We start from the raw sequence: 22,911 nt of genomic DNA on the forward strand, positions 1-22,911 counted from the left end.
ACGACTCCCAAAGAGCCTTCGGTAGTCATTATGCCAGAAAATATGCAGTTTGAACACCTGTATATGCAAATTAATTGTGAAAGTTTTTGCATTGAAAACCGTTGGGCGCGGTTTCGTTCAACTATTTACAGTGAATTGTATAAATATAAAATGTATTGGGAATATCCCCCGAGCTTATGCAAAATGAAAGCATACGCCGTTTTTCCAGAAAAGAGCGCGGAACCAGCTGCCTTCTGGCGCACGTTTCGGCACCATAAAAAGGTACCTGAAACTGTTGCCCAACCAAAAACCATCCGTTCAGTCAGCTGAACAGATGGTCCATGATTACTTGGTTAGATACAATTGCTTTAGCTGCGCCTGCTTCTTCGGTGTGAGCCCCAAGCGCTTCAAGAAGTTCGCCATCGAGCCATACCGTTGGTCGATTCGCTGGTAGACCGCGTCCAGGTTCGCGCGCTTGACCCGCTGCACGTGATGCAGGTCCTGCTTCGCCTTGCCCTTAGGCACCGGTTGCCCCACGAAGGTGATGTGCGGGTCCTGAGCCAGGTTGACGTTCGAATACAGGTAATTCTTCATGATAGTCTGCTTGCTGACGCCCAGCGCCGACAGGACCAGCATGGCCCCGACACCGGTGCGGTCCTTGCCGTAGGTGCAGTGGAAGTCGGTGGCCCCCGTCTTCTGCTTCAGAAGTTGCTTGAAGAAGGCTGAGTAGCCCCGTAGCGCCACCCGGTCGGTCACCAATCCCTGATAGAAGGCCTTGGTCGTCCGGGTCCCGTAGTCGTTGCCCACCACGCTGTCTTGGTGGTAGGTCACGTTGGCGATTTTAATGTCGGGCGTCGCCTGAATCTCGCGACCGGACCGAAAATCGACCACGGACTTCAGTCGGTAGGTCACGGTCAGTTTCCGGGCATCGTTGGTGGTCAGCTTCCCCAGTTGATCCGAGCGAATCAGTCGCCGGGCCTTTAACCGATGGCCGTCTTGGGTCTTGATGCCGCCAAGGTCCTGGGCGTTGCTGGCTCCCGTCAACTTAATGTGACTGCCATACACCGCCCGGTCGGTCTTGGGCTTCGCCGGTGCGGGCACCGTTTTGGCGTCCACCGTGCAACCGCCCAGTCCCAGGGTCAGGGTCGCCCCCAGAATGGCCAGGACCCCTAATTTGAATCGTTGCTTCATCTCGTCTCCGCTCCCCCTATCGTCATGTCTGGCTTAACGCTAGCATATTCACCGGGCCATGTACAGCGAGAGTCTCAATTACCGGGATTCACTATCTTTATTGCGTCGCCATTGGCGATAGGCCGCAACGTAGAAATCGTCGATGAGCCGCCCGTTAGCCCGGTAGAAGGCGGCGTTGGTCACCATGATGTACCCGATCAACGCGTGCGGATCGGTGGGTAACGCCGGCCGTGCGGTGAGCGGCGCCGGCCCCGACCGAGCCACCTTGGTGGGCCGCTGCAGGCGAAAGTCTTGGAGGCGGTGGTCCCACCGGCCCTTCTGGTAGCTACCGACCCGAGCAAAGAAAGTGACCTGGTCGCCGGCCAAGAGCTCACCCAGCCGCAAGAAGCCCTTGGTGTAGTTGAACCAAAGGTGATTCGTGAGGGGCTGATGGTCCTCGTGCCAAACGTCCCCCAGCAGCAACGTCGGTTGGTAATGCGTCTGAAACCGTTTGTACCCCGTGCGTAAAAAGGTGCCATGAAAGAGATGTCGTTGCGCCGCTCCGAGTTTTGCCAGTTGTTGCCGTACCATGTGACTGATACCCCCCCACCCGTTTGATTTAAAGCCAGGATACCACGTCAGTCAGATAGTTCATAGCATGTTGCATTATAACCTTTTCAATTTAAAATCATCAGGATTTTTATTCGCCGGCAACGCCAAAAGGGACGCCCCGGCCAAACTAGCCGGAAGCGTCCCTTGCGAAACAATCTTACATTAAGTGTTACTTCGTTGCATCCTTGACCGCCGCGTTCACGGCGTCCTTTTCGGCTTCGATCAGGTCCACGCGACTCTCGATGACCTTGGTGTCCATCTTGATTTCCCGGGTTAACCCTGGCGTGTTGATCTTCGGTTCGAAGAAGGCCTTGAACTCAGCCAACCGTTCCGGCGTGTGGAAGATGTTGGTCGTGACGGTGATGTAGGTGGTGAATTCCATGTCGCCACCGACCGTCTTTTCCAACCAGCCCCACTCGTTACGTAACCAGTCCCAAGCGGCTTGTTGGCCGGCATCGTTGGCCAGAACGCCCCGGTACCAAGCCCGCAAGTCTTGCGGCTTGACCGTGTTGGCATCCTCGAAGGCCACGATTAACTTGGCAATCAACTGCGCATCGGTCGTGGCCGTGACGGCCGCCGCGATGTCGGCCTTGTAGCTGGCATCGGACGATTGTTGGTAAGCCGTGATCAACTGGTCAAAGAGCGCGGCACTGCCGAAGTTCTTGACCTCGTTCCGGAGCACGAAGACCCGAATGTCGGCAGAAAGACCGGCCAGGTTTTCGGCGTTCGCCGTGAACAGCTGGTGCGCGTCGGCGATGGCCTGCGCGTTCTGCGCGTACAGGGCCGCGTTCAACACGTACGGCCGCGTCAAAGTGTCGTCTTGCGACTCACCGGCTTGTGGCGTCCAGCCTAACCGGGCGACCTGCTGGCCACTCAGCTGGTCGTAGAAGGCCTGCAACGTCTTTTCCTCGGCGGAACCCGGCGTCACGAACTTCTTCAGGTTATTAGCGAGCCGGTACAGGGCCACCGTGACCACCGTGGCCGGGTTATTGGCGAAGCGGCTCAGCAACGGCACGACACTGGCGTAGCTGATTTGCCGACCATCGGCTAAGAGCCGTAAGTCTTGCAAGACCTGCAATTGCGCCGTGGCGTCGAGGTCGTCGACGTGCGCCAAAATGTCGTCCAGCAACGTTTGGTCGTACTTCACAATGAAGTGTGAGTTGTTGCCCACGTTGACCCGGAACGGCTCACCGGCCGCTTGCCGCAGTTCGGCGTAGTCACCCAACGTCACGGTCGCGTCCTTGAAGATGGCCGGAGCGACCTCGTAGTTGCTGTTCAACGGAATCTGCCATAAGCGACCGGCGTCTTGGCCGTCGCCAATGAAGAATTGCTTTTGACTCAAGGTCAGTTGGCCATCGACCACGCTGGCGGAGACCACGGGATACCCGGGTTGTTCCAGCCAGGAGTTCATGATGGTACCGACGTCCTTACCGGAAGCATCGCCTAAGGCCGCCCAGAGGTCCGCCCCCTTGGCGTTGCCGTAGTGGTGTGCCTCGAAGTAGGCCTTTAAGCCCTTCCGCAAGGCGTCGTCGCCGACCAAGGCACGCGCCATGACCAGCATCCGCGCCCCCTTGGCGTAAACGATGGCGCTGTCGAACAGAGCGTCGATCTCGGCCGGGTCCTCAACGTTGACGTGGACGGATTGAACCCCGTCGGTCGCGTCCCGTTGTAAGGCCATTGGGACGTCGGAGGACTGGAAGGTCTCCCAGATGTGCCAGTCGGGTTCGATGGCGTCGATGGCGACGTATTCCATCATGTTGGCGAAACTTTCGTTCAACCAGAGGTCGTCCCACCACTTCATGGTAACCAGGTCACCGAACCATTGGTGCGCAAGTTCGTGCGCGATGACCGTGGCAACCAGTTGCTTCATGTCCAACGACGTGTTGTCGGGATCCAGCGTCAGGTAGGCTTCCCGGTAGGTGACCAACCCCCAGTTTTCCATGGCCCCGGCGGAGAAGTCGGGTAAGGCTAATTGCCAGGAATGTGGGAGTGGGTAAGGCGTCTGGTAGAAGTCCTCGTAGAACTCGATGGAGCGCTTGGCAATGTCCAGGGCGAAGTCGAGTTCCTTGGGTTGGTGCGCCTTGGTGGCGAAAACGCCGACCTTGACGCCGCTCTTGGTGGTCGTTTGCTTACTTTGGAGGTCCCCAAAGGCAAAGGCAATCAGGTAAGAGGACATCTTCTTGGTGGTGTCGAAGTAGTGGACGCCGTCTTCGGTCTTGATCTCGGGCATGTTGCTCAAAATCGTCTCACCGGGTTGTTCGTCGTACTTGATGGCCAGGTCGAACGTGGCCTTGGCTTCGGGCTCGTCGACACACGGGAAGGCCTGCCGAGCCGCCGTGGTCTCGAATTGCGTCCCGATGATCTGCTTCTTCTCACCGTTCAGCTCGTAGTAGGACGGGTAGATACCCATCATGCTGTCGGTCAGGGGTGCGGTGTAGTCGATAGCAACGGTCACGGCGCCGGTCTTGCCGACGTTGATGCGAATCCCTTCGGCCTTTTCGTCGAGGGTAAACGGCGCGTCTTGCCCGTCCACCTTCACGGCTGAAATCGTCATGTATTTTTCGTGCACGGCAATCGTTTCGCTCTTGGCATCCCCGGTAATCATGGATGTCCCACTGATTTGCTTGGTTGCGCGGTTAATGTCGATGTACACGTTGTAGTGCGTCGGTTGGAATGTCTGATAAAAATGAGTTGCTTCAGTCATAGATTCCCCTCCAAGTTAAAATACTATTAGAATAAATTCATTATACGCTATTTGTAAGGGGGAAGCTCGGATTGTGTGGGGATTTTTCTCATTTTAAATTAACAATTGCTTTCTCAAAACGACTTAGCCCCGCACAATGCTTCCTAAATTTAGGGCTCCCCTATTTCTCAAATTCAATATATTTATCGAACTGGACACTCTGCTTCAGCGCCAGCAGCATCTTCACGATGGGTTCCTTTTTTCCTTTGGCAGTGAACGTTTCCTGCCGGGCTTCCTGCACCGTGACCTCCCCAAAGTAGTAGAAGTCACTCCCCTCATCATCACTCTTTTTCACGAACAGGTGAATCGTGGTCTGCTCCTGCAAGATCTGCCGAACTTCTTTACTATCAAGCTTATTGTTATGACGGGTGTACCACAGGAATAGGTCCGGATTAAGGAACTTATCCGCATACTTGATACTATCGTCAATATCATCCGATTTTGCGTAGGTGACAAAGATGGGGCAAATGCCATCACGCACACGATACCCGTACAGTGTTGAACTCACATCGCTCTGCCACCCGAGCAAGCGACACACGTCTTTTCGGGTATAGCGTTGATACAGGGTGAACTGCTGGTCCACCCGATACGGCTTGCTGCGTTCAAGGCCGGCATTAATCGCATCCACAACCAACTGCTGGAATACCAGGTTGGCCGCTAACTGTGTTTGCACCGCTTGGCTGAGCTGGTAGCGACCCGTGGTGAGCGTCACAATTGCCTGACCGCCATACTTTTCCTGGCTCTTGGGAACAAAGAAGGCCAACGAGAGAACCCGTTCGACGGACCGCTCAACGGTTGCATTATAGTAAACGTGATCCGCTTGCAATTCGTCGCTAAAGGATGCTTGGTCATACGTTCCCCCGTGCGCCAGTAGCTGGCGTAGTAACCGGAGTTCCACGACCCGCTTACCGTTCATCAATTCAATCGAAACAAAGTTTAAGACCTGCTCTTGGGATAAGGTCAGGTGAACGTCTTCCTTCATCCTGAGAAGAAATTGATAGTAATTAGAAAACTTCTTGGCAAACACCATACAGTCAACCGTTCCCGATTGTTCAAAGTCGGTTAATAAGGGAATCCGACCCAGTTGATTCTTGAGTGCCTGGTAATCCTCGCGCAGAACGCGTAACCCATCCAGGTTCGCCGTATTAATGGATTCATAGATCCGTTCCTTGGCAATCTTAGAAAAACTAATCGTCGACACCCCGGAAATTTGTTGCACGTCTAGGTCGTCGTGCGCCACGTTCTTGTTCCGTGATTTGTCCCCCGTTAGTGCAATCGGAATGAGGTAATTATTTTTATAGTTACCGATGAAATCAATCACCGTCACGTAGTCTTTCCCCGCAAACTTACGCAATCCCCGGCCAAGTTGTTGAATAAAGACAATACTTGACTGAGTATTTCGCAGCATCACAATCTGATTGACACAGGGAATATCCACCCCTTCATTAAAGACATCCACGGTGATGATGTAACATAGGTCCCCCTGTTCCAGTTGTTTAACCAGGTTCTCCCGCGTCTTCTGGGGAGTACTGCCCGTTAGCGCCGCACTGGGATACCCACGCATCGTAAAGGCCTGGGCCAATTCCTCGGCCTCATCCGTTCGGCTGCAGAAGATCAGTCCTCGGAGAACCTCTCCCGAATAGCCATAATACTGCGTTTGCTGTATGACGTACGTGACCCGCTCGTCCGAGGTCAACCATTCTAACTGACTGGTTTCATCGATCACACGACCGTCCTTTTCATAATCCGCCACGCCAATATAGTTAAACGGGCAAAGCATGTCCTCATCTAAAGCCTTCTGTAATCGAATCTCGTACGGCACGTGATAATCGAATAGTTCGTAGAGGTTAAAGTCATCCATTCGTTCCGGGGTCGCCGTCATCCCCAATAAAAACTTCGGCTGAAAGTAGGCCAACACCCGCTGATAGCTGCCCGCACCGGCCCGGTGTGCTTCATCAATTAGGATGTAGTCAAACTCATCAGAGCAAAAATGCCGTAATTGGTCGGGCTGCGACAAAGTCTGAATCGTCGCAAAGAGGTATTTAGCCGTATAGTTCCGCTCGTTTCCTGAAAGACAGCCAAACTGGTCGTTAAATTCTTCAGCAGTCGCCTCTGGAAACTTCTCAAAAAAATCATGCCGGAGGATCGTTTTAAAACTTTCCTGGGTCTTCTTCAGAATCTGCTCACGGTGAACGATGTACAGGAACCGCTTTGGCTGGTAACTTCTCACGTCAAAGGCCCCTAAATAGGTCTTTCCCGTCCCCGTCGCCGAAATAATCAGTCCCCGGTGCGCCCCCCGTGCTCTGATATCTGCCAAGCCCCGTAAGGCTTCTCGCTGCATCTGGTTAGGTTCAATCTTCTGCGACACGCTTTCCGCTTGATCAGCATCCGTCAGACTAATCAATTTAGGCCCCGCATCATATTCTTCGCGGTATTCGTCGATCCACAGGTCCGTTAGTGGCTGAGAAGCGGCCCACATTGCCTCCACCTCGGCCATCAGCTTACCGGTCAAGGCCCCATTTTCGTGCGAGGTAAATTCGATATTCCACTCGTAATTTTGCAGCAACGCCCCCTGCGTTAAATTCGCACTACCGATGATCGCTGATTGATACCCCGCCTGCTGGTGGGCAAACAGATACCCCTTCGCATGAAAGGCGTCTTGCGGGGCAATGCGTACCTCAACGTTGGGCAACTTTTTAAGTTCACGAAAGACCTTGGGATTATTAAAATCGAGGTAATCGGCCGTAATGATCCGCCCGTGCACACCCTCCTGCGCAATATCCGCCAGCTTGGCCTTCAGCATCGCTAAAGCCCGTTCCGTAATAAAGGCAATGACGAAGGTAAATGCGGAGCAGTGACTCAGCTCCCGTTCAATGTGTAGCCACATCGTGTCACCCTGATCGTTATAAATAAACCGGGGCATCAAGTTCTCCCGGCCGTTAATCCGTTGGTCCACCAGACCATTTGTCAAAGAGGCCTGTAATTTTCGCTGAATATCAGTTAGTTCCATTAAATGTCACCTGCGTTAAATCGGCCTGCTTCAAGGCCTCAACAATTCCCTGGTCCGCATCCGCCCAGTTAAGGGTCGCCAGCTGATCTTGCGTCACCCACTCCACCTTGCTGTGAGCAATTAAATCAAAGTGGTGCGTCAAGAACTTGGCATAGTATGCGGTTAAATGCACCACGCCAAAGTCATACTCGTGACTGCTGGTTGCGACCTTGGCACCAACCGCGATGTCGTCATCAAACTCTTCTCGCATTTCGCGGGCCAACGCCTGTTCCGGCGTTTCCCCCGGCTCAATTTTGCCACCTGGAAATTCCCAGAGGGTTCCCAGAATTCGGTCATCATTTCGTTTGGTCGCTAAAATCTTGTCGGCTTCCAATAGCACCGCACCCACGACATTAATTTGTTTTTTCATCAGAAAAACTCCATTTCTCCTCAGGATTTTTTTGGCATAACACTGAGTGAATCAAGGATCCTTATATAAAAACGCTCTCTTCGATTTATTATAAGCGGTATTCCGAACACCCGAAAGAGGCCCCTCACATTTTCCCGTGAGAGGCCCCTAATTTTACAAGAAAATCCTGCTATGAGAACGGCCATCACTGGTCTGCTCATAGCAGGATCTTCCTGTTCTAGCTTTTATTCGGCGCTGACTTCGTTAATTCCGCCGCTTCTTCCAGCCAAACGCCCCAGCTAAGGCGCCCAACAGAGCGAGACCCACAACGGCCAAGCCATTGTTTGCTTGCTCATTAGTCTGTGGCAACTGGTCACTGGCGTTTTGCGACGTCGCTTGAGCCGGCTGCTTAGCCGTGTTCGCCGCCAAGTCCACCTTTGCTGCGTGACCACCGGTCGTAACCGCTGCGGTCATGCCTGGTTGCCCCGTTGCGGCGCTACCGCCGTTATTAACAGCGCCCGCGTTTTGGCCACCCGTTACCTTATTCGGCTTCTTGTTCGCCGTTCCTTGGTCGCCCGCACTACCGGAGGAGTTGCCGCCGGTCGATGGGACTTCCGGCGTCACGGAACCGCCGCCACCTGGATTACCTGGATCTGGCGTTTCCGGATCTGGATTCTCAGGGTCTGGGTTCTCCGGATCCGGATTTCCGCCACCACCGGTCGTGTCGGCCGCATAGGTCACCACGAAGGCCAGGTTAGCCGCCTCGGAGGTGATGGTCTGTTCCGTGACCTGCGTCAGGTCATTGGCGGGATCGGTGGTCTTGACCACGTGCATCCCCTTGATCATCGGGTTCTGGACGGCGTCAAATGCGACCTGGTCACCCGCCTGGTAAACGGTCCAGCCGGCATCGGTTGGTTTTCCGGTGACATCCAGCGTTGGCGCACTCGTCGCGTCCGCCTTACTGTAGGTCACGGACTGGTTCGTGACCTGATCCGTCACCGTCGCAAACGTGATGGTCTTGGTGGTCGGATCAGCGACTTGGTTCTTCTGAGTATCTTGGTAGGTAATCTGTTCTTGGACCGCCTTTTCAACGGTGTTAAACGCGTGGGCCAACGTGACCACAAAGTTCAGGTTCGCCGTATCGTCGTTGGTGAAGACAATGGCGCTGGTGCCATCGGCATTCTTGGTGGTATCACTGACCACCACGTAACCCTTGGCCACTGCTGGATCCGTCACCGTCGCGGAATCAAAGGAACTGGTCGTCCCGATGGCGCCCCGGAGTTCCGGATTGGTCGTGTAGTCTAACGTCTGCACGGTCTCACCGGTCGTGGCATCCTTGATGGTCACCGTGGCCCGCTTGGCTTGGGCGTAGACCATGTGAATGACCTGTTTGGCCCCCAAGAACGGAATCGTGGCATCCTGGCTGATGTCCGTCCAGGTCGTCCCGTCCACACTGCTTTCAGCGCCGGTGTAGACGTAGTCCGGGAAGTCCTTTTGGTAATCCTTCAATGCTAATTGTTCATCAGAAGTCCCCGTGTGACTATCGGTCACCGCTGTATCATCTGCGTCGGTGATGGCCGTGAACTTACCATCGGCATCCTTGTACCCGTAATCCACCGTGACGTTCCATGGCAGGACATCCTTGTAAAACAGGATGGTCCAGTTCTTCGACTCATCTTCTAAAGTCGTGACCCACGAAGACTGCGCGTTGGCCAAGCCATTGCCGGCCAGGTAATCTGAGTAGCGCCCCGTCCCGTCTAGGATCAAGCCGGAGAACGTGTAGCCCTTCTCAATCTGCTGATTCAAGAACGTCATGACGGTGGCATTAGACTGCACATTGACTTCAGATCCAACTTTACCCGAAATCAGCGTAGACGGTGCCAGGTTGATTTGCTGGCCATTGGCCTGTAGTAATTGAATATTCACGTTTAAATCACTGACGTCCGCAGCCATGTCGTACGGTTGAATGATGTATCCCGCGAAGTCACTGTTAGTGTCCGCCCAGGTCGTCGAGAGGCTCCCATAATAATTCTGCGTTCCGGCGAGCAGGTTGTACCACGACAACGTATTGTCGTTGACGTTTCCCGCATCCGCACTTGACGGGTACAGCAGTGGGTACAAGGTCTGTTCGGAGTTGTCAAACCCTCTGATAGGGAGGTTTGCCGAAGTCAGGTCCTTGATAATAAAGGAGGGCGTCGTGTAGGTCAGCGTGCCATCCGCAGTTGTACTGTTCCCACTGGCTAATTTATCACTGACATGGATGGGCGCTAACAAGATGTGCTGATTACTGAGCTGTGCATCCGTTTTGATATTGAGGTTCTTATCGGTCGCCAATGGCGAAATATCGGTCACCTGATTGTACGCCAAGCCCACGTGCGTTAACTTGTCCTTGTTCCCCAATGCAGAAATATCGTTAACGGAGAATAACGTAATATCGACACTTGTCAAATTTTTCAACCCGCTCAAGGCCCGAATATCCCATAGATTCCCGTTCTTCAGCGCTGATCCAAGCGTAGCTTGACTAACATCTGGGTTCGGGTACAAATACAGTGTTTCCAGGTTTGTCGCGTTCTGTAACCCTTCAAGGGTCTTCATGGACATCAACGCGTAGTAATAAGACGTTGGGACCGACCCATTTGGCGTGGTAGCCTGCATGGCTTCGGTCGACGTGATATTCGTGACCGTAGCCAATTCAGCCTTGGTGAAGTTATTCCGGAAGTCGGCAATCGTGGCGTACTTCGAGGCAAAGTTATTTTGCCAGATAAAGTACTGTAATCCCGAATCGGGAAGCCATTCATCGATATACAATTGACTGTTTACAAACGGCGAATTCGTATCATATCCCTTAGCATCTTGTGGGATATTATTAGCATACGTTTCACCCAGCCAAGCTCCCGTCCCTTGCGTTTGGTGGCTAGCACTATAACCATCGACGACTCTCAAATCAGAGCTAACACCATTAGCATCCGTGTGGTCGTAGGTATATTGAAGTTGATTGTCCTTGCTAACGTTAAACGACGGTTGTCCCGTCACTTTATTAGTCAAGTCATCCGGATTCTGTACGGTAATCCCCGTCTTGACCGGTTCGGTTGATTGGTTTGTATCCGCTTCGGCCGTTGCGTCTGACACCTCAGCATTTTCCGCCGATACTGGGTTTGCCGTTGCTGGAGCATCTTGCTTCTCTTCGGTTATCGTCCCATCGCCAGAATCCTTGCCCGTGGGATCATTCACCGCGTCGGGGTCCGAGTTAACGGTTTCATTTTCAGTTACCGGTTCTTCTTGAGTCGCATCGTCGGCGACCCCCGTCGTTTCCGCGACTGGCGTTGATTTCGCAGCGGGTGCCGGGTCCGACTGAGTGCCGGATTCCGTCGTATCACTCTTCGACAGGGTGACCTGCGAGGCGTTCTCCGCCGCGTTGGCGTCGCTCGTGGCTTCCGTCGCCGGCGTACCATCGTCGGCCTTGGCCGTTTGGGTCGTTTGCGGACCCGCAAAAATCCCCACGGCTAAACTCGTGACCGTGATACCGGCCACCAGCCAGCCCTTGTGTGACTTGTACATCTTGTAGTGTGTTTTCCGTTCTAAGTCCTTCATGATTGGTCCCCCTCTTTAACTATGACCAAAATCAGGCAATTCAACAACTAGAATCCGCATTTCATCTAGTTGTCACTATCCATTATAGCCAGGTTGTGAGGAATAATCAATGACATGAAACTTTGTTATCACTAAATATAATGTTGATAGTTCATCAATCCCCGTCACGACTGGATTGCGCAGTCTTATACAAGTATAATTATTTCGGATTTTAGCGGGTTAAGTTAGGTCAAAAAACGGACTAACGGCGCAGGGATTAAACTATCCAGGGCACTTGAGACCTCCCCATTAAAAAGACCACCTGGTGGCCCCGCCGGCAACCAAGTGGTCTAGGTGATTACAGGTGCTAATTATCTGTTTCAGGGGTTATTGACACCACTAGTGGTCTGACCAATTTTCCTTGCTTTGGACGGACGGGCGACTCAGTTTAAAAGGGGCCGTTTCCCTAGGACCCCTGGCTCTTATACGCCCGCTTCAACGCTAACCGATCCTGCCGGTTGACCCGCGCGTGCCGGTTGGTGGCGTGCATCACGCTCTTGGGACACTTCGAGTGACCCAAGCCAATGGCGTGCCCGATTTCGTGGGCGGCGACGTTGATACGCTGCTGCTTCGTATAGCGGTACGTGGAAAGGACCTTGTGGTTTAACGTGGCCTTGGCCGCCACGATGACGTGCCCGTTTTTCTGTGGCCGGTAGCGGTAATGGGTCCGCCCGGAATAGGTCATCCCCACGTTAGCGGTCTTCACCACCACGTCGGCGTGTCGGGCCCGTTGCACCCGTTTTAACCGGATGGCACCCGTTCGATTCCACTGGGTCGCGGCCTGGCGCCAAATGCTTCGGTAATAAGTCGACTTTCCCGGATAGTGGTAGGTGATGGTCCGGGTCTGCCAGCTTCCCCAGTGCGGGGTCCGGATGACCGGCGCAGCGCTGGCGGCCGTGGGGAGACCCCACAGGCACAGGGTCAGTGCGAGAAAACAGCTCGTGATTCTGATAAGGTCTTTCAGTCGGTGGGTTGTCATCAGCGGCAGCTCACTTTCTTACTTGGCTTCTGTGATAAATATCTTATAGTGATGATAAGGAATTACATGAATAGATGACCACTCCAATTTTCACAGAGTGGTCAAAATCAGCACCTGTTCGCAAAATTATGCCAAAACCTTCATCCCGCCATCATGTCGGCTTCACACTTTGCTCAAGAACCTTATCAGGGGCTTAACCAATTCCGCCTTTTCAGTAACATTGACCGCGCTAACTTCCCCATTTGACTTCTCGTTGCGTTCTTCCATCCAATCCCTTATCTTGTTCCTGATGACGTCTCTACAGATCTTCTAAAGGAGCAAGCGTATGCAAACCCATCATCATTTCTGTTCCCAATGTGGCAAGGCCCTTCCGGCGACGGACGCCTTCTGTCCCGCCTGTGGGGCCCAACAGGCGCTGGCCAATCAACCGACAACGCCGACCCCACCATCGGTCGCATCCACCGAGGAACCCCGACCGGATCAGCCGTACAACGAGAGTCCGGCCCCGGGATTGGGACCCTCGACCAAGCTGTACTTCCAGGACCTCTTTCACATCAATAAGCGGCTGGGCCGGGCCGATTACTGGTGGGGCACGCTGGGCATCTTTCTGCTCAACTTCCCCCTGTCCGTCGCGCTTTCCTTTTTCTTCAACAGCCTCAGTAGTGATTACACCGGGCAATCGGTCATCGCGCCGATGGTCATTCTCCTGCTCTTCGCGACTTACTACTTGGTGATGAGCATCGCGGCCATCACCGCCATGGTCCGCCGCCTCCACGACATCGGCATGAGCGGCCTGTGCTGGCTGCTCTACCTGGTTCCATTTCTCGGCGCCCTCATCCTATTCGGGCTGGCCTGCCAGCCCTCGAAGCAACGGTACAACCGATTTCTCTAAAACCGAAAAGGCCCACTCAAGACGTTCAACGTTGTCTTGGATGGGCCTTTTCATATATATGGTGCTGTAACGCTGGTCACCGTCAGCGCTAAAAGAGTTGTTCCATGCGCTGCCCCTTGCGGACGCGCAACACGTGTTTAATCTGTTCTTGCCGCAGTTCCCAGATGCATCCCTGCACGTCCTTACCGATCCACCAACTCGGATCATGCACGGGACCAATTTCAAAAACTCTGGTCCACGACCGATGCAGTTCCCGTTGCTTTCGTTGGGCGGGCAATGCGTCGTACCACGCTTGTCCGGCATCAAACTCGGCCTCGTTCCTAGCCCCGGACAAATAGCCTTCATTCAAGATACCATTCCAAGTCTCAAAATCGCTCAACAAGACCTGCTCCTCCGGCACGTCGATTTCCAGACAAACCTGGTCTTCATAATCCCGGTAGTACCGAAAATCCGGTCGTTTGTGTTGCCAATCACGCCGATACCAGCCCCAAATCGGGTAAGCGTCCGCCACCGGTGCCGGCCCAATCCGTCGTTCCATCTGGCCACGCATCCACCGGTAGGCCGTCATAAATTCTGGTGCATCCTGCCATGCCGATTGGGTAATATCACACCGAAACACGCCGTCTCGTTCCAGCTGCCGATAGACTGCCATCGGCTGAACTGTCCACATAATCATTTCTTTCCCCCGTCAGTTTCCTAGTTGGCCCGCTTAGCGAGTCCGCTAACTATCATACCTGATTGACGAGAATTGTCGACCCGTTTCAGCACTTCCTGCCGACTGGCAGGCCTAGACCTACCCGCCCGCGAAGCACCGGCATGACCGGTTTCTCTGATTTTAGGCGCTTCAAAAAGCCCTCAAAAAAAGCACACCCCCGGACACCGAATCCAAGAGTGTGCTCCTTAAAGTTTGATTTACCGAGCGAGAAGCTTATTCCCACTCAATGGTCGAAGGCGGCTTGCTCGTCACATCGTACAGGATGCGGTTTACGTGCTTGACTTCGTTAACGATCCGTACGGAGATCTCTTGCAAGACGTCCCACGGAATGTGCGCGAAGTCCGCCGTCATCCCATCGATGGAGGTCACGGCCCGAATCCCGACCGCGTAGTCGTAGGTCCGCCCGTCACCCATCACGCCGACCGACTTGATGTTTGGCAGCACCGTAAAGTATTGCCAGATATCGCGGTCCAGACCGGCCTTCTTGATTTCCTCACGCAGGATCAAGTCACTGTCCCGCACGATTTGGAGCTTCTCGGGCGTAATCTCACCCAAGACCCGAATCCCCAGACCCGGACCAGGGAACGGCTGACGCCAAACTAAGTCGCTCGGCATCCCCAACTTTTCCCCTAAGCTCCGGGCCTCGTCCTTAAACAGGGAGCGGAGTGGTTCGATCAATTGGAAGTGCATGTCCTTCGGCAAGCCCCCCACGTTATGGTGGGACTTGATCGTTTGGGCCGTGTCGGTCCCGCTTTCAATCACGTCGGTGTACAACGTGCCTTGGGCCAAGAAGTCGATGCCGTCCAGCTTTTGGGCTTCATCGTTAAAGACCTGGATGAACTCGTTACCGATGATCTTCCGTTTCTTTTCCGGTTCTGTCACACCCGCCAGCTTGCTCATGAAGCGGTCCTGGGCGTCGACCTTGACGATGTTCAGGCCGAACTTGCCTTCCAGACTGTCCATGACCTGCTTGGCTTCGCCCTTTCGGAGCAAGCCGTGGTCGACGAAAATGCTGGTCAGTTGCGGGCCAATGGCCTTGTGCAACAGGACCCCCACGACGGAGGAATCGACCCCACCGGACAGGCCCAACAGCACGCGCTTGTTGCCGACCGTCTTACGAATCTGGTCGATCTGCAGGTCGATGAAGTCGTCCATCGACCAGTTGGCCTCGGCGTGGCAGACATCGAAGGCAAAGTGCTTCAGGATGTCATTGCCGTACGCCGTGTTCCGAACTTCGGCGTGAAATTGAATCCCGTAAAAGTTTTGGGCCACGTTTTGCATGGCGGAGATGGGACAGTTCTCACTGGTTGCGACCCGGTCGAAACCGTCGGGCACCTGCGTCACGAGGTCCCCGTGACTCATCCAGACTGTTTGTTCCTTAGGCGTGCCCTTGAAGAGCGTCGCGTCGTCGCTGAGGACGTCAATGTCCGCCCGACCGTATTCCCGGTTGTCCGCGGACTCGACCTTCCCACCCGGAAGGTTGTACGCCATCAGTTGCATGCCGTAACAGATTCCCAGAATCGGAATCCCGAGCTTAAAGATCTCTGGGTCGACCTTCAGTGCGTCGTCATCGTACACACTGTTGGGGCCGCCAGAAAAGATGATCCCCTTGGGGCCCCAAGCCTTGATCTCCGCGGCACTCATGGTGTGCGCTTTGAGCTCGGAGTAAACGCCCAAGTCACGGATCCGGCGCGTAATCAGTTGGTTATACTGACTACCGAAATCTAAGACGATGATTTTGTCAAATTTGGACAGATCAACGTTTGCCAAGCCATTCACCCTTTCTTAATTGCTAAACATTGCCTATATTCTACCGGTTTCCCGGGGTGTGGTCAATCGAAACTTCCCCGTCAAGTCAACGGATAACGCAAGTGTAAGTAGGTTTGCCGGTCAAAGCGGCGCCGGCTCGTGGCGACAAACCCAAACTGGGCGGCCAAGGAAGCGATTCCAGTCCCGGGACGCACATCCATCCCCAAAACCGGCTGGCCACTCTGGCGGGCGCGGTGAATCGTCTCGCCCATCAGCCACTCGTCGAACCACTTCTGCTGGTAGGTCTTATGCGCGTACCGCGGGTTGACCGTCAGGAGGTCCAGGTACCACTCGTCGGGCTGGGCCCGGGGCTGGACCACCGGATGTTGCGGGGGCGTGACCTGCAGCCGGGCGAACAGCGCCGTCCAGCGGTTATCCAGGGTCGCCTCGCGTGCCGCCGGAAACCCGTAGGCCACCGCGACCGCCACGCCCTGGTTCTGGTACACGTGGGCCTGCGGGTAGCCGTAGCGAAAGTCGGGCTGGTGGTAGCCCACGAAGAGCAGCTGGGAAAGCTGTTCCTTACTGACCCGCCGGAGTTGGCGGTACTGGCGCCGCTCCAGTTCGTGCAGGACCATCATCGCCACCGCGTCGGCATCAACGATCGTTGCTTCTCGTAACATTCGGCCGATTCCCCCTAACTAAATTGCCAGCTTTTAAATCACCCACTCATCCGTGTCAGCGAGCGTGCAACACCGACGGTCGTTGGCGGCTAGTACTTCCGCAGCAGAAGCCGGTCGATTCGGTGGTGGAAGGTCTTGTGGATGATCATGTCCGCCCGGTTCCGGGTCGGCAGGATGTACTCCTCCAGGTTCTTCAGGTCGATGTCGTGCCAGACCTGCTTGCTCTTGCGGATGGCCTCATCGTGATCGCCGATTGCGTACGGGTAGTAATAGTTGGTCGGGTCCTGAAAGGCCGTCTCGAGCAACAGTTCAAACCGTTCCAAGAACCAGCTCTCAATCAGCGACGCCTCAGCATCTACGTAGATGGAAAAGTCGGTGAAGTCGCTGACGTAGATCTGCTCGTTGGTCGGCAGCTGTAAGGTGTTGATGCCCTCAACGATCAGGATGTCGGGGTGCACGATGTACTCGAACTGGTCCGGGACCACGTCGTAGATCTTATGCGAATACAGCGGCGCCTTGATCAGCGGCGCCCCCGACTTGACCTCGTTTAAGAAGTTGATCAGCGCCGGCATGTTGTAGCTTTCCGGAAAGCCTTTGCGGGCCATCAGGTTGCGCTTCTTCAGTTCCTCGTTGCTGTACAGGAAACCGTCGGTGGTGATCAGCTGAATCCGCTGCCCCACGAAGTAGTGGTTCAACAGGACCTCGAGCAGCCGCGCGGCGGTACTCTTGCCCACCGCGACACTGCCGGCGATGCCGATGATAAACGGCACCCGGTGCGGTTGTTTGTGTAAGAAGGTCGCCTTGTCCCGTTGAAGCTGGCGGTACCGGTCGAACTCGATCCGTAGCAGGTGCACCAACGGAATGTAGATATCCTGCACGTCTTGGAGGGAAATACGGTCGTTGAACGCTTTGATCTGCCGTAAGCTTTCCTGGGTCAGCGGTAGCGCCGTGGCGTTGGCGAACTGCTTCCACTGCTCGCGGCTAAACGCGTTGTAATTGATGGGATCACTCATGAAGACACCTCGAAATCATTTTGCAAAATTTATCTTTCATTATAACGCATTCTCTTCAGAAATGAACCGCTTTCGGCGAATGCCCGCCACGATTGACCAACTCAAAAAGGCGCCCGGGAAAGAATCTCCGGGCGCCTTTCTATTCATCATCAGTTAGTCGGCCGCGACCACGTCATACTCGCTGGTCGGCACGTCACTCAGGAGCGGTGACAGCTCGCCGATGGCCACCAGGCTCAGCCGGTGCATCGCCCGTGAGCAGATGGTGTAGAGCAACTGCCGCTCGTCATCGGCGGAGTAACGGCTCCGCGACGCCTGCCACACGATGACTGCATCGAATTCCAGCCCCTTGGCCAGGAAGGACGGCACCACGATCACGCCGGGAGCCAGCCGTTGGTTTTCCGACTGAATCAGCGTGACCGCCACGCCCTTGGCCCGCAGTTTCTCGGTCAGGTCCCGGCAATCCGCCAGGTCCTTACCGATGATCGCCGTGGTCTCCTGGTCGGCATCGTTGCGTTTCAGCTCGGCCATGACCCGGTGTAGAGCTTGGTCCTCGTCGGTCGCCACCGTCATGGTCGGCAGCTCCCCTTCCCGGGCGAACGAGGTCACCGCCTCGCCGTTCTTCAGGATGTGCTTGGTGAAGTCGGTCACCTGTTGCGTCGAACGATACGAGCGCGTCAGCTGGACCACCCGGGTCTTCTCCGGGTCGAACATGGTGCTCAGCTCGTGCAGCAGCGTGTGGCTGTTTTCCTTGGTGAAGATGGCCTGGTTCAGGTCCCCCAGCATGGTGAAGCGGGCCCGCGGGAAGGTCGTCTTCAGGAAGGCCAGTTGAAAGGCGTTGTAGTCCTGAATCTCATCCATGAAGACGTAGCGCATGTCGCGGTCCCCGTTCTTGCCGGCGATCTTATCGTAGAGGTACAGGTACGGCGTGGTGTTGACCAGCCGCATCTTGTGGTCCCGCAGCTCGGCAATCGTGGTCTCGACGCTGGTGTTCCAGTCCGCCTGGCTGATGCCGTACTTGGCCAGGTCGATGTGTTGCGGCATCTGGCGTAGCATGTGGACGTACTGGTTGTTGATGCTGAGGAAGCGGGCCCGCACGATGGCTCTGCGGACGGGTTCCAGGGACTGCATGACCACCTTGCGCGCCAAGAATTGAAACTCCTTGTCCGCGGAATCGAATTCCCGTGGATGGTCGCCGTACAGGCTGTCCAGTTGTTCCTTGCTGAGGTCCTGGATGGTCTCTTCGACCCACTTGGACTTCATCTCCCCGGCGATCCGCCGGTTCAAGATTCGCACCAGGGCCTCCTTGGTGGCCTGCAGGCGGTTGCCCAAGTGGTAGTTGCGGTTGAAGCGGTAGTAGATCTCCTGGATCTTTTCCTTGGGGATGTAGGTCTTGCCCTGAAAGGCGATGTTGCGGAAGACCATCCCCGCCTGCTCCAGGTGGTCGGCGTAGTCGGTCACCGCGTTAAAGAAGGCGAGGCTGCCCTTCAGCGCAGCAATCTTCTTCTCGGCGGCCGTGTTGGTCTCGGCAAAGCGTTGGGCCAGCGTTTCAATGTCGATCTTCGGTAACCGTCGACCGGCATACTGGTAGTACGTCATCTGGACCATGTTGTGCTCCCCCAGTTCGGGCAGCACCTGGTCGATGTAGTCGTTAAAGAGTTGGTTCGGCGAGAACAGGATGACCTGCCCCGCGTTCAGGTGTCCCCGGTAGCGGTACAGCAGGAAGGCGACCCGTTGTAAAATGGCGGCCGTCTTCCCGGACCCCGCAGCCCCCTGCACGAACAGCAGGTCGGACTTGGTGTCCCGGATAATCTGGTTTTGTTCCTTTTGAATGGTGGTCACGATACTCTTCATATGGGTATCGGAGTGCTCGCTCAGCGCGGACAGCAGCATCTGATCAGTCACCGTTTGGTCGGTGTCGTAGAGCGTGACGATGGTGCCGTCCTCAATCTGAAATTGACGTTTGAGCTGCACGTCGACGGTCTGTTCCCCGTCCGGCGTCTGGTAGCTGACGTTGCCCAGCTCCCCATCGTAGTAGATGCTGGAGATGGGCGCTCGCCAGTCATAGATCAGGAAGTGGTCCGGCGAATCCGAGAAGGACCCCAGCCCGATGTAAATGGTCTCGGGCTTAGACGTCGGCGTCTCCTGAAAGTCGATGCGGGCGAAGTAGGCCCGCTTCTCCAGGCGCTTGAGGGTGCTCAACTCGGTCGTGGCGTGCTGCCAGCTGTTCTGCCGTTCGGCCAGCAGCTGTTGTTGCTGCCGGACGGACAGGGCGGTCTCCATGAGGCCCTCGTAACTGTCGGTCTTGATCCGCAGGTCGTTGACAAAGTTCTTCCGAATCCCCGCCTCATCGCTTTCGGCGACGTCGATTCGTTTCTTAGCCTCAGCCTGGGCCACCTTGATCTTGGCAACGACCTCATCTAAATGCTTCTGTTCATGGGCTTTGATTGAATCTGCCAACGTAATTCCTCCTTGATGTCACTGGCGTCGTAACGGTCAGTTTTTCAATAATTCGCCTAAACAGTTTACACTTATTTTCCCTACAAATAAAGGAATCTACCTTTAAGGTTACTGGCACCGCTTCTTGATCAAGAAGCGAAAAGGGTCGATTGCTTCCGCTCAGCTGGGCCGTGACGACCGTGGGCACGACTTCGCTCCAGCAATCTTGACATAGCAGTCATCCCACTATGTCGTCTTAACTACCACTGTAGTGGAGTGGCATTGATGCTTCCTTCATTTAGCATGGAAAACACCCGTCAATGTTCCCACCATTTTCTGATCAACTAGTCGGACGCGTATTCTTCATTAGATAAGGCTACCGTCCCACTGACGTCGTGTCGTAGAAGCGCCTTGATGGTCGTCCCCACCACCACGGCCGACACGGAGTGCAATCTCCCCACCCAACTAACAAGATAGCATTGACCCCAATGCCTCTGACTGCCATGCCGCGGGAGGTTTGCTATAATGGAGCCAACGTTTGGAGGGGTCATCATGAATCAACTATCACTATTAATCATCTTAACTGCCGCCCTCGTCACCCCACTCGCCATGGTCTGGTTCCGCTTAAGCGTCCTGCCGACCGCCGTGGTGGAAATCCTCGTGGGGATTCTCCTGGGTCCCAGCGTCTTCAACCTGGTACACGCAAACGCCACCCTGAACCTGCTCTCGAACACCGGGGTCATCTTCCTGCTGTTCCTGAGTGGGATGGAAATCGACTTCAGCCTGTTCTCCCGGCGCAAGGTGCCGCAAACGCCCCTGGCCGCCAAGGTGGCCAACAGCGCGCCGAAGCACTCACCGGTCTTTCTCGCTGGCACGGCCTACACCGGCATCGTCGTCAGCTCCCTGTTACTGGGCTGGGCCTGCGTCGCCCTCAAGCTCTTCGCCGACCCCTGGCTGGCCGCCATCATCTTCATGACCATCTCACTGGGAATCGTCATCGCCACGCTCAAGGAAAAGGAGCTCCTCAGCAAGCCCTTTGGTCAAACGATTCTCCTGATCGCCGCCCTGGGGGAAATCGTGCCCCTGTTGGCGCTGACCCTCTACGCCGCCATCTTCGGCAGCCACAACCAGTCGCTGTGGCTGATCCTGCTGATCTTCCTGGCCGCCGGCGTGCTGTTCCTGCGGTTCAAGCCGTTCTTCACCTTTTACCAACGCATCAACAAGTCGACCACTCAGTTGGACATCCGGCTGGCCTTCTTCCTGATCTTTAGCCTGGTCGTCCTGGCCGAATCGGTCGGGGCCGAGGGCATCCTGGGGGCCTTCGTCGCCGGGATCGTGATGAAGCTCCTGCAACCCGGCGAGGACACCAAGGTCCGCCTCGACGCCATCGGCTACGGCTTCTTCATTCCCATCTTCTTCATGATGAGCGGTGCCAACCTGAACCTGCGGCAGCTGTTGGCCCAACCGGCCACGTTGGTGCTGATTCCCGCATTTTTCGTGGCCTACCTGCTGGCCAAGGTCATCGTTTACGGCGTCCTGCGGTTACGGTTCAAACGGGCCAACGCCCTAGCCGGGACCGCCATCTCCAGCGTGACCATCACCATGGTCCTGGCGGTGCTCCAGGTCGCCAAAAGCATGCACGCCGTCACCTCGCAACAGTCCGGGGCCTTCCTGCTGGCCGCCGTGCTGACCTGTGTTTGCGGACCCCTGCTCTTTAATCTCAGCTACTCCGCCGAAGCCGAGGACCTCAAGAAGAGTGTCGTCCACTTCATCGGGACCAACCTCCTGACGGTGCCCGTCGCCCAACAGCTGGCCACCGGCTGGTACGACATCACCATGTACACCGACAAGGAAGCCAACTACCGGACCTACAACTCCGAGGTCAACGACCAATTGATCCCCGACCTGACCGCCGCAACGGCCGAGGCCGCGGGCGTGTTCGACGCCGACACGGTGGTCCTGGGCCATTTTAACGCCAATAAAAACTACGAGCTGGCCAAGGCAGCCAAGGCCTACGGGGTCAACCGGGTCATCGTACGCTTCGAGGACCGCAACGTTCTGGACGAGCGGGAGGACGAGCTGACCGACCTGGGCATCGAGGTCTACAACACCCCGAACGTCAACATCGCCATGCTCCGCAGCCTGATCGAAACGCCGGCCACCTTACGCCTGCTGACCTCGACCACTTCCACGGTCTACGAAGTCACGCTGCGCAACCGCCGCTACACCGACCAGGCCATCCGGCAGTTGCCGTTCGTCGGCGACATCACCATCAGCCAGATCTTCCGGGAAGGCCACTTCGTCCGGCCGACCGGTGAGACCCTGCTGAAGTTCAACGACCGGCTGATTTTCACCAGCACTCCCGCCACCGCCCGCGAACTCCGCCGCGAACTGGGCATCCTCAATTAAACATTCCGCTAAATCACGCTTCCGGGCCAATAAAAATAGGCTGGAACGGGGTGGGCACGGCTGGAAACCCGTAAACCAGGTCTTCCAGACCGACCTTTGTCTAAGCCGGTAAAAAACACCGGCTAAGACAGATTTCACCCCTGAGCCTATTTTTATTGGCCCTCCCGCTCACCTAGATAGTTGATTTCCCCTTTCTTCACTGATTATCTACTTGAATAAGCACCACCGTTACTTTCATTACGGCCTAAAGACACCTTCATGGACCCGTTCGCCAAACCCACGGTATCCGTAATCTTCATCGTTCTAAAGTGGCCAATCCCCCCGTTAGTGGCCATCATTCTCAATCGTCAGCGAAACAGAGGCGACTTGCCGGCCGTGGTGAAATTGACGTTAGCCGGTGTTTTTCAGCCGGCTTACGTCAAGGCCGAGCTCCGGAGACCTGCGGGGGTGGCAGGGCTTCGGAGTCGTGCCCACCTCGGCCGGCTTGCTCGCCGGCGTGGAGCGCC

At 55.5% G+C, this 22,911-nt stretch carries 14 protein-coding genes; 2 read left to right on the forward strand and 12 right to left on the reverse strand.

All coding sequences use genetic code 11. The features are described from left to right. Positions 1-324: 324 nt before the first annotated feature. The 7 genes from FD37_RS09930 to FD37_RS09960 all read right to left on the reverse strand — a co-directional run bounded on the left by FD37_RS09930 (position 325) and on the right by FD37_RS09960 (position 12,511). The gene (locus FD37_RS09930; protein WP_056965057.1) at positions 325-1,170 is read right to left on the reverse strand and encodes a tyrosine-protein phosphatase; all 846 of its coding nucleotides are present in this window, start codon (positions 1,168-1,170) and stop codon (positions 325-327) included. Positions 1,171-1,248: 78 nt separating this feature from the next. After that, positions 1,249-1,740 (reverse strand): hypothetical protein, encoded by a 492-nt coding sequence (locus FD37_RS09935; protein WP_056965058.1) that lies wholly within the window; start codon positions 1,738-1,740, stop codon positions 1,249-1,251. 190 nt (positions 1,741-1,930) lie between these two features. Continuing rightward, positions 1,931-4,465 (reverse strand): M1 family metallopeptidase, encoded by a 2,535-nt coding sequence (locus FD37_RS09940; protein ID WP_056965060.1) that lies wholly within the window; start codon positions 4,463-4,465, stop codon positions 1,931-1,933. Positions 4,466-4,625: 160 nt separating this feature from the next. Continuing rightward, positions 4,626-7,514, reverse strand: coding sequence for a DEAD/DEAH box helicase (locus FD37_RS09945; protein ID WP_056965062.1), 2,889 nt, complete (start codon positions 7,512-7,514; stop codon positions 4,626-4,628). Continuing rightward, positions 7,501-7,923, reverse strand: coding sequence for a (deoxy)nucleoside triphosphate pyrophosphohydrolase (locus tag FD37_RS09950; RefSeq protein WP_056965064.1), 423 nt, complete (start codon positions 7,921-7,923; stop codon positions 7,501-7,503). The genes FD37_RS09945 and FD37_RS09950 overlap by 14 nt, the downstream gene beginning before the upstream one ends. 243 nt (positions 7,924-8,166) lie before the next feature. Next, the gene (locus FD37_RS09955) at positions 8,167-11,493 is read right to left on the reverse strand and encodes an LPXTG cell wall anchor domain-containing protein (protein ID WP_056965066.1); all 3,327 of its coding nucleotides are present in this window, start codon (positions 11,491-11,493) and stop codon (positions 8,167-8,169) included. A 445-nt stretch (positions 11,494-11,938) separates the two neighbouring features. Next, positions 11,939-12,511: a matrixin family metalloprotease gene (locus FD37_RS09960; protein WP_045808154.1), complete on the reverse strand. Its 573-nt coding sequence runs from the start codon at positions 12,509-12,511 to the stop codon at positions 11,939-11,941. A gap of 325 nt (positions 12,512-12,836) precedes the next feature. Between FD37_RS09960 and FD37_RS09965 the strand changes: the two genes are divergently transcribed. Then, positions 12,837-13,403, forward strand: a complete 567-nt coding sequence (locus FD37_RS09965; RefSeq protein ID WP_056965067.1) for a DUF805 domain-containing protein — start codon at positions 12,837-12,839, stop codon at positions 13,401-13,403. Positions 13,404-13,491: 88 nt separating this feature from the next. Here the strand turns inward: FD37_RS09965 and FD37_RS09970 are convergent, their stop codons facing one another. The 5 genes from FD37_RS09970 to helD form a co-directional block, all read right to left on the reverse strand. Further along, positions 13,492-14,079: a DUF3841 domain-containing protein gene (locus FD37_RS09970; RefSeq protein ID WP_056965069.1), complete on the reverse strand. Its 588-nt coding sequence runs from the start codon at positions 14,077-14,079 to the stop codon at positions 13,492-13,494. Between the two features lie 252 nt (positions 14,080-14,331). Beyond that, complete coding sequence (gene guaA, locus FD37_RS09975; RefSeq protein ID WP_045808152.1) at positions 14,332-15,888, reverse strand: glutamine-hydrolyzing GMP synthase; 1,557 nt, start codon at positions 15,886-15,888, stop codon at positions 14,332-14,334. A gap of 80 nt (positions 15,889-15,968) precedes the next feature. Then, positions 15,969-16,547 carry a hypothetical protein gene (locus FD37_RS09980; RefSeq protein WP_056965070.1) on the reverse strand — a complete coding sequence of 193 codons (579 nt, stop codon included), beginning with the start codon at positions 16,545-16,547 and terminating at the stop codon, positions 15,969-15,971. Between the two features lie 89 nt (positions 16,548-16,636). Continuing rightward, on the reverse strand, positions 16,637-17,560 hold the full coding sequence (gene coaA / locus FD37_RS09985) for a type I pantothenate kinase (protein ID WP_056965073.1): 924 nt from the start codon (positions 17,558-17,560) through the stop codon (positions 16,637-16,639). A 153-nt stretch (positions 17,561-17,713) separates the two neighbouring features. Further along, complete coding sequence (gene helD / locus FD37_RS09990; protein ID WP_056965075.1) at positions 17,714-20,017, reverse strand: RNA polymerase recycling motor HelD; 2,304 nt, start codon at positions 20,015-20,017, stop codon at positions 17,714-17,716. Between the two features lie 531 nt (positions 20,018-20,548). Here helD and FD37_RS09995 point away from each other — a divergent pair. Then, positions 20,549-22,405 carry a cation:proton antiporter domain-containing protein gene (locus tag FD37_RS09995; protein WP_147007715.1) on the forward strand — a complete coding sequence of 619 codons (1,857 nt, stop codon included), beginning with the start codon at positions 20,549-20,551 and terminating at the stop codon, positions 22,403-22,405. The last annotated feature ends 506 nt before the right edge of the window (positions 22,406-22,911 follow it).

Source organism: Levilactobacillus spicheri DSM 15429, assembly GCF_001435095.1.
GTDB lineage: Bacteria > Bacillota > Bacilli > Lactobacillales > Lactobacillaceae > Levilactobacillus > Levilactobacillus spicheri.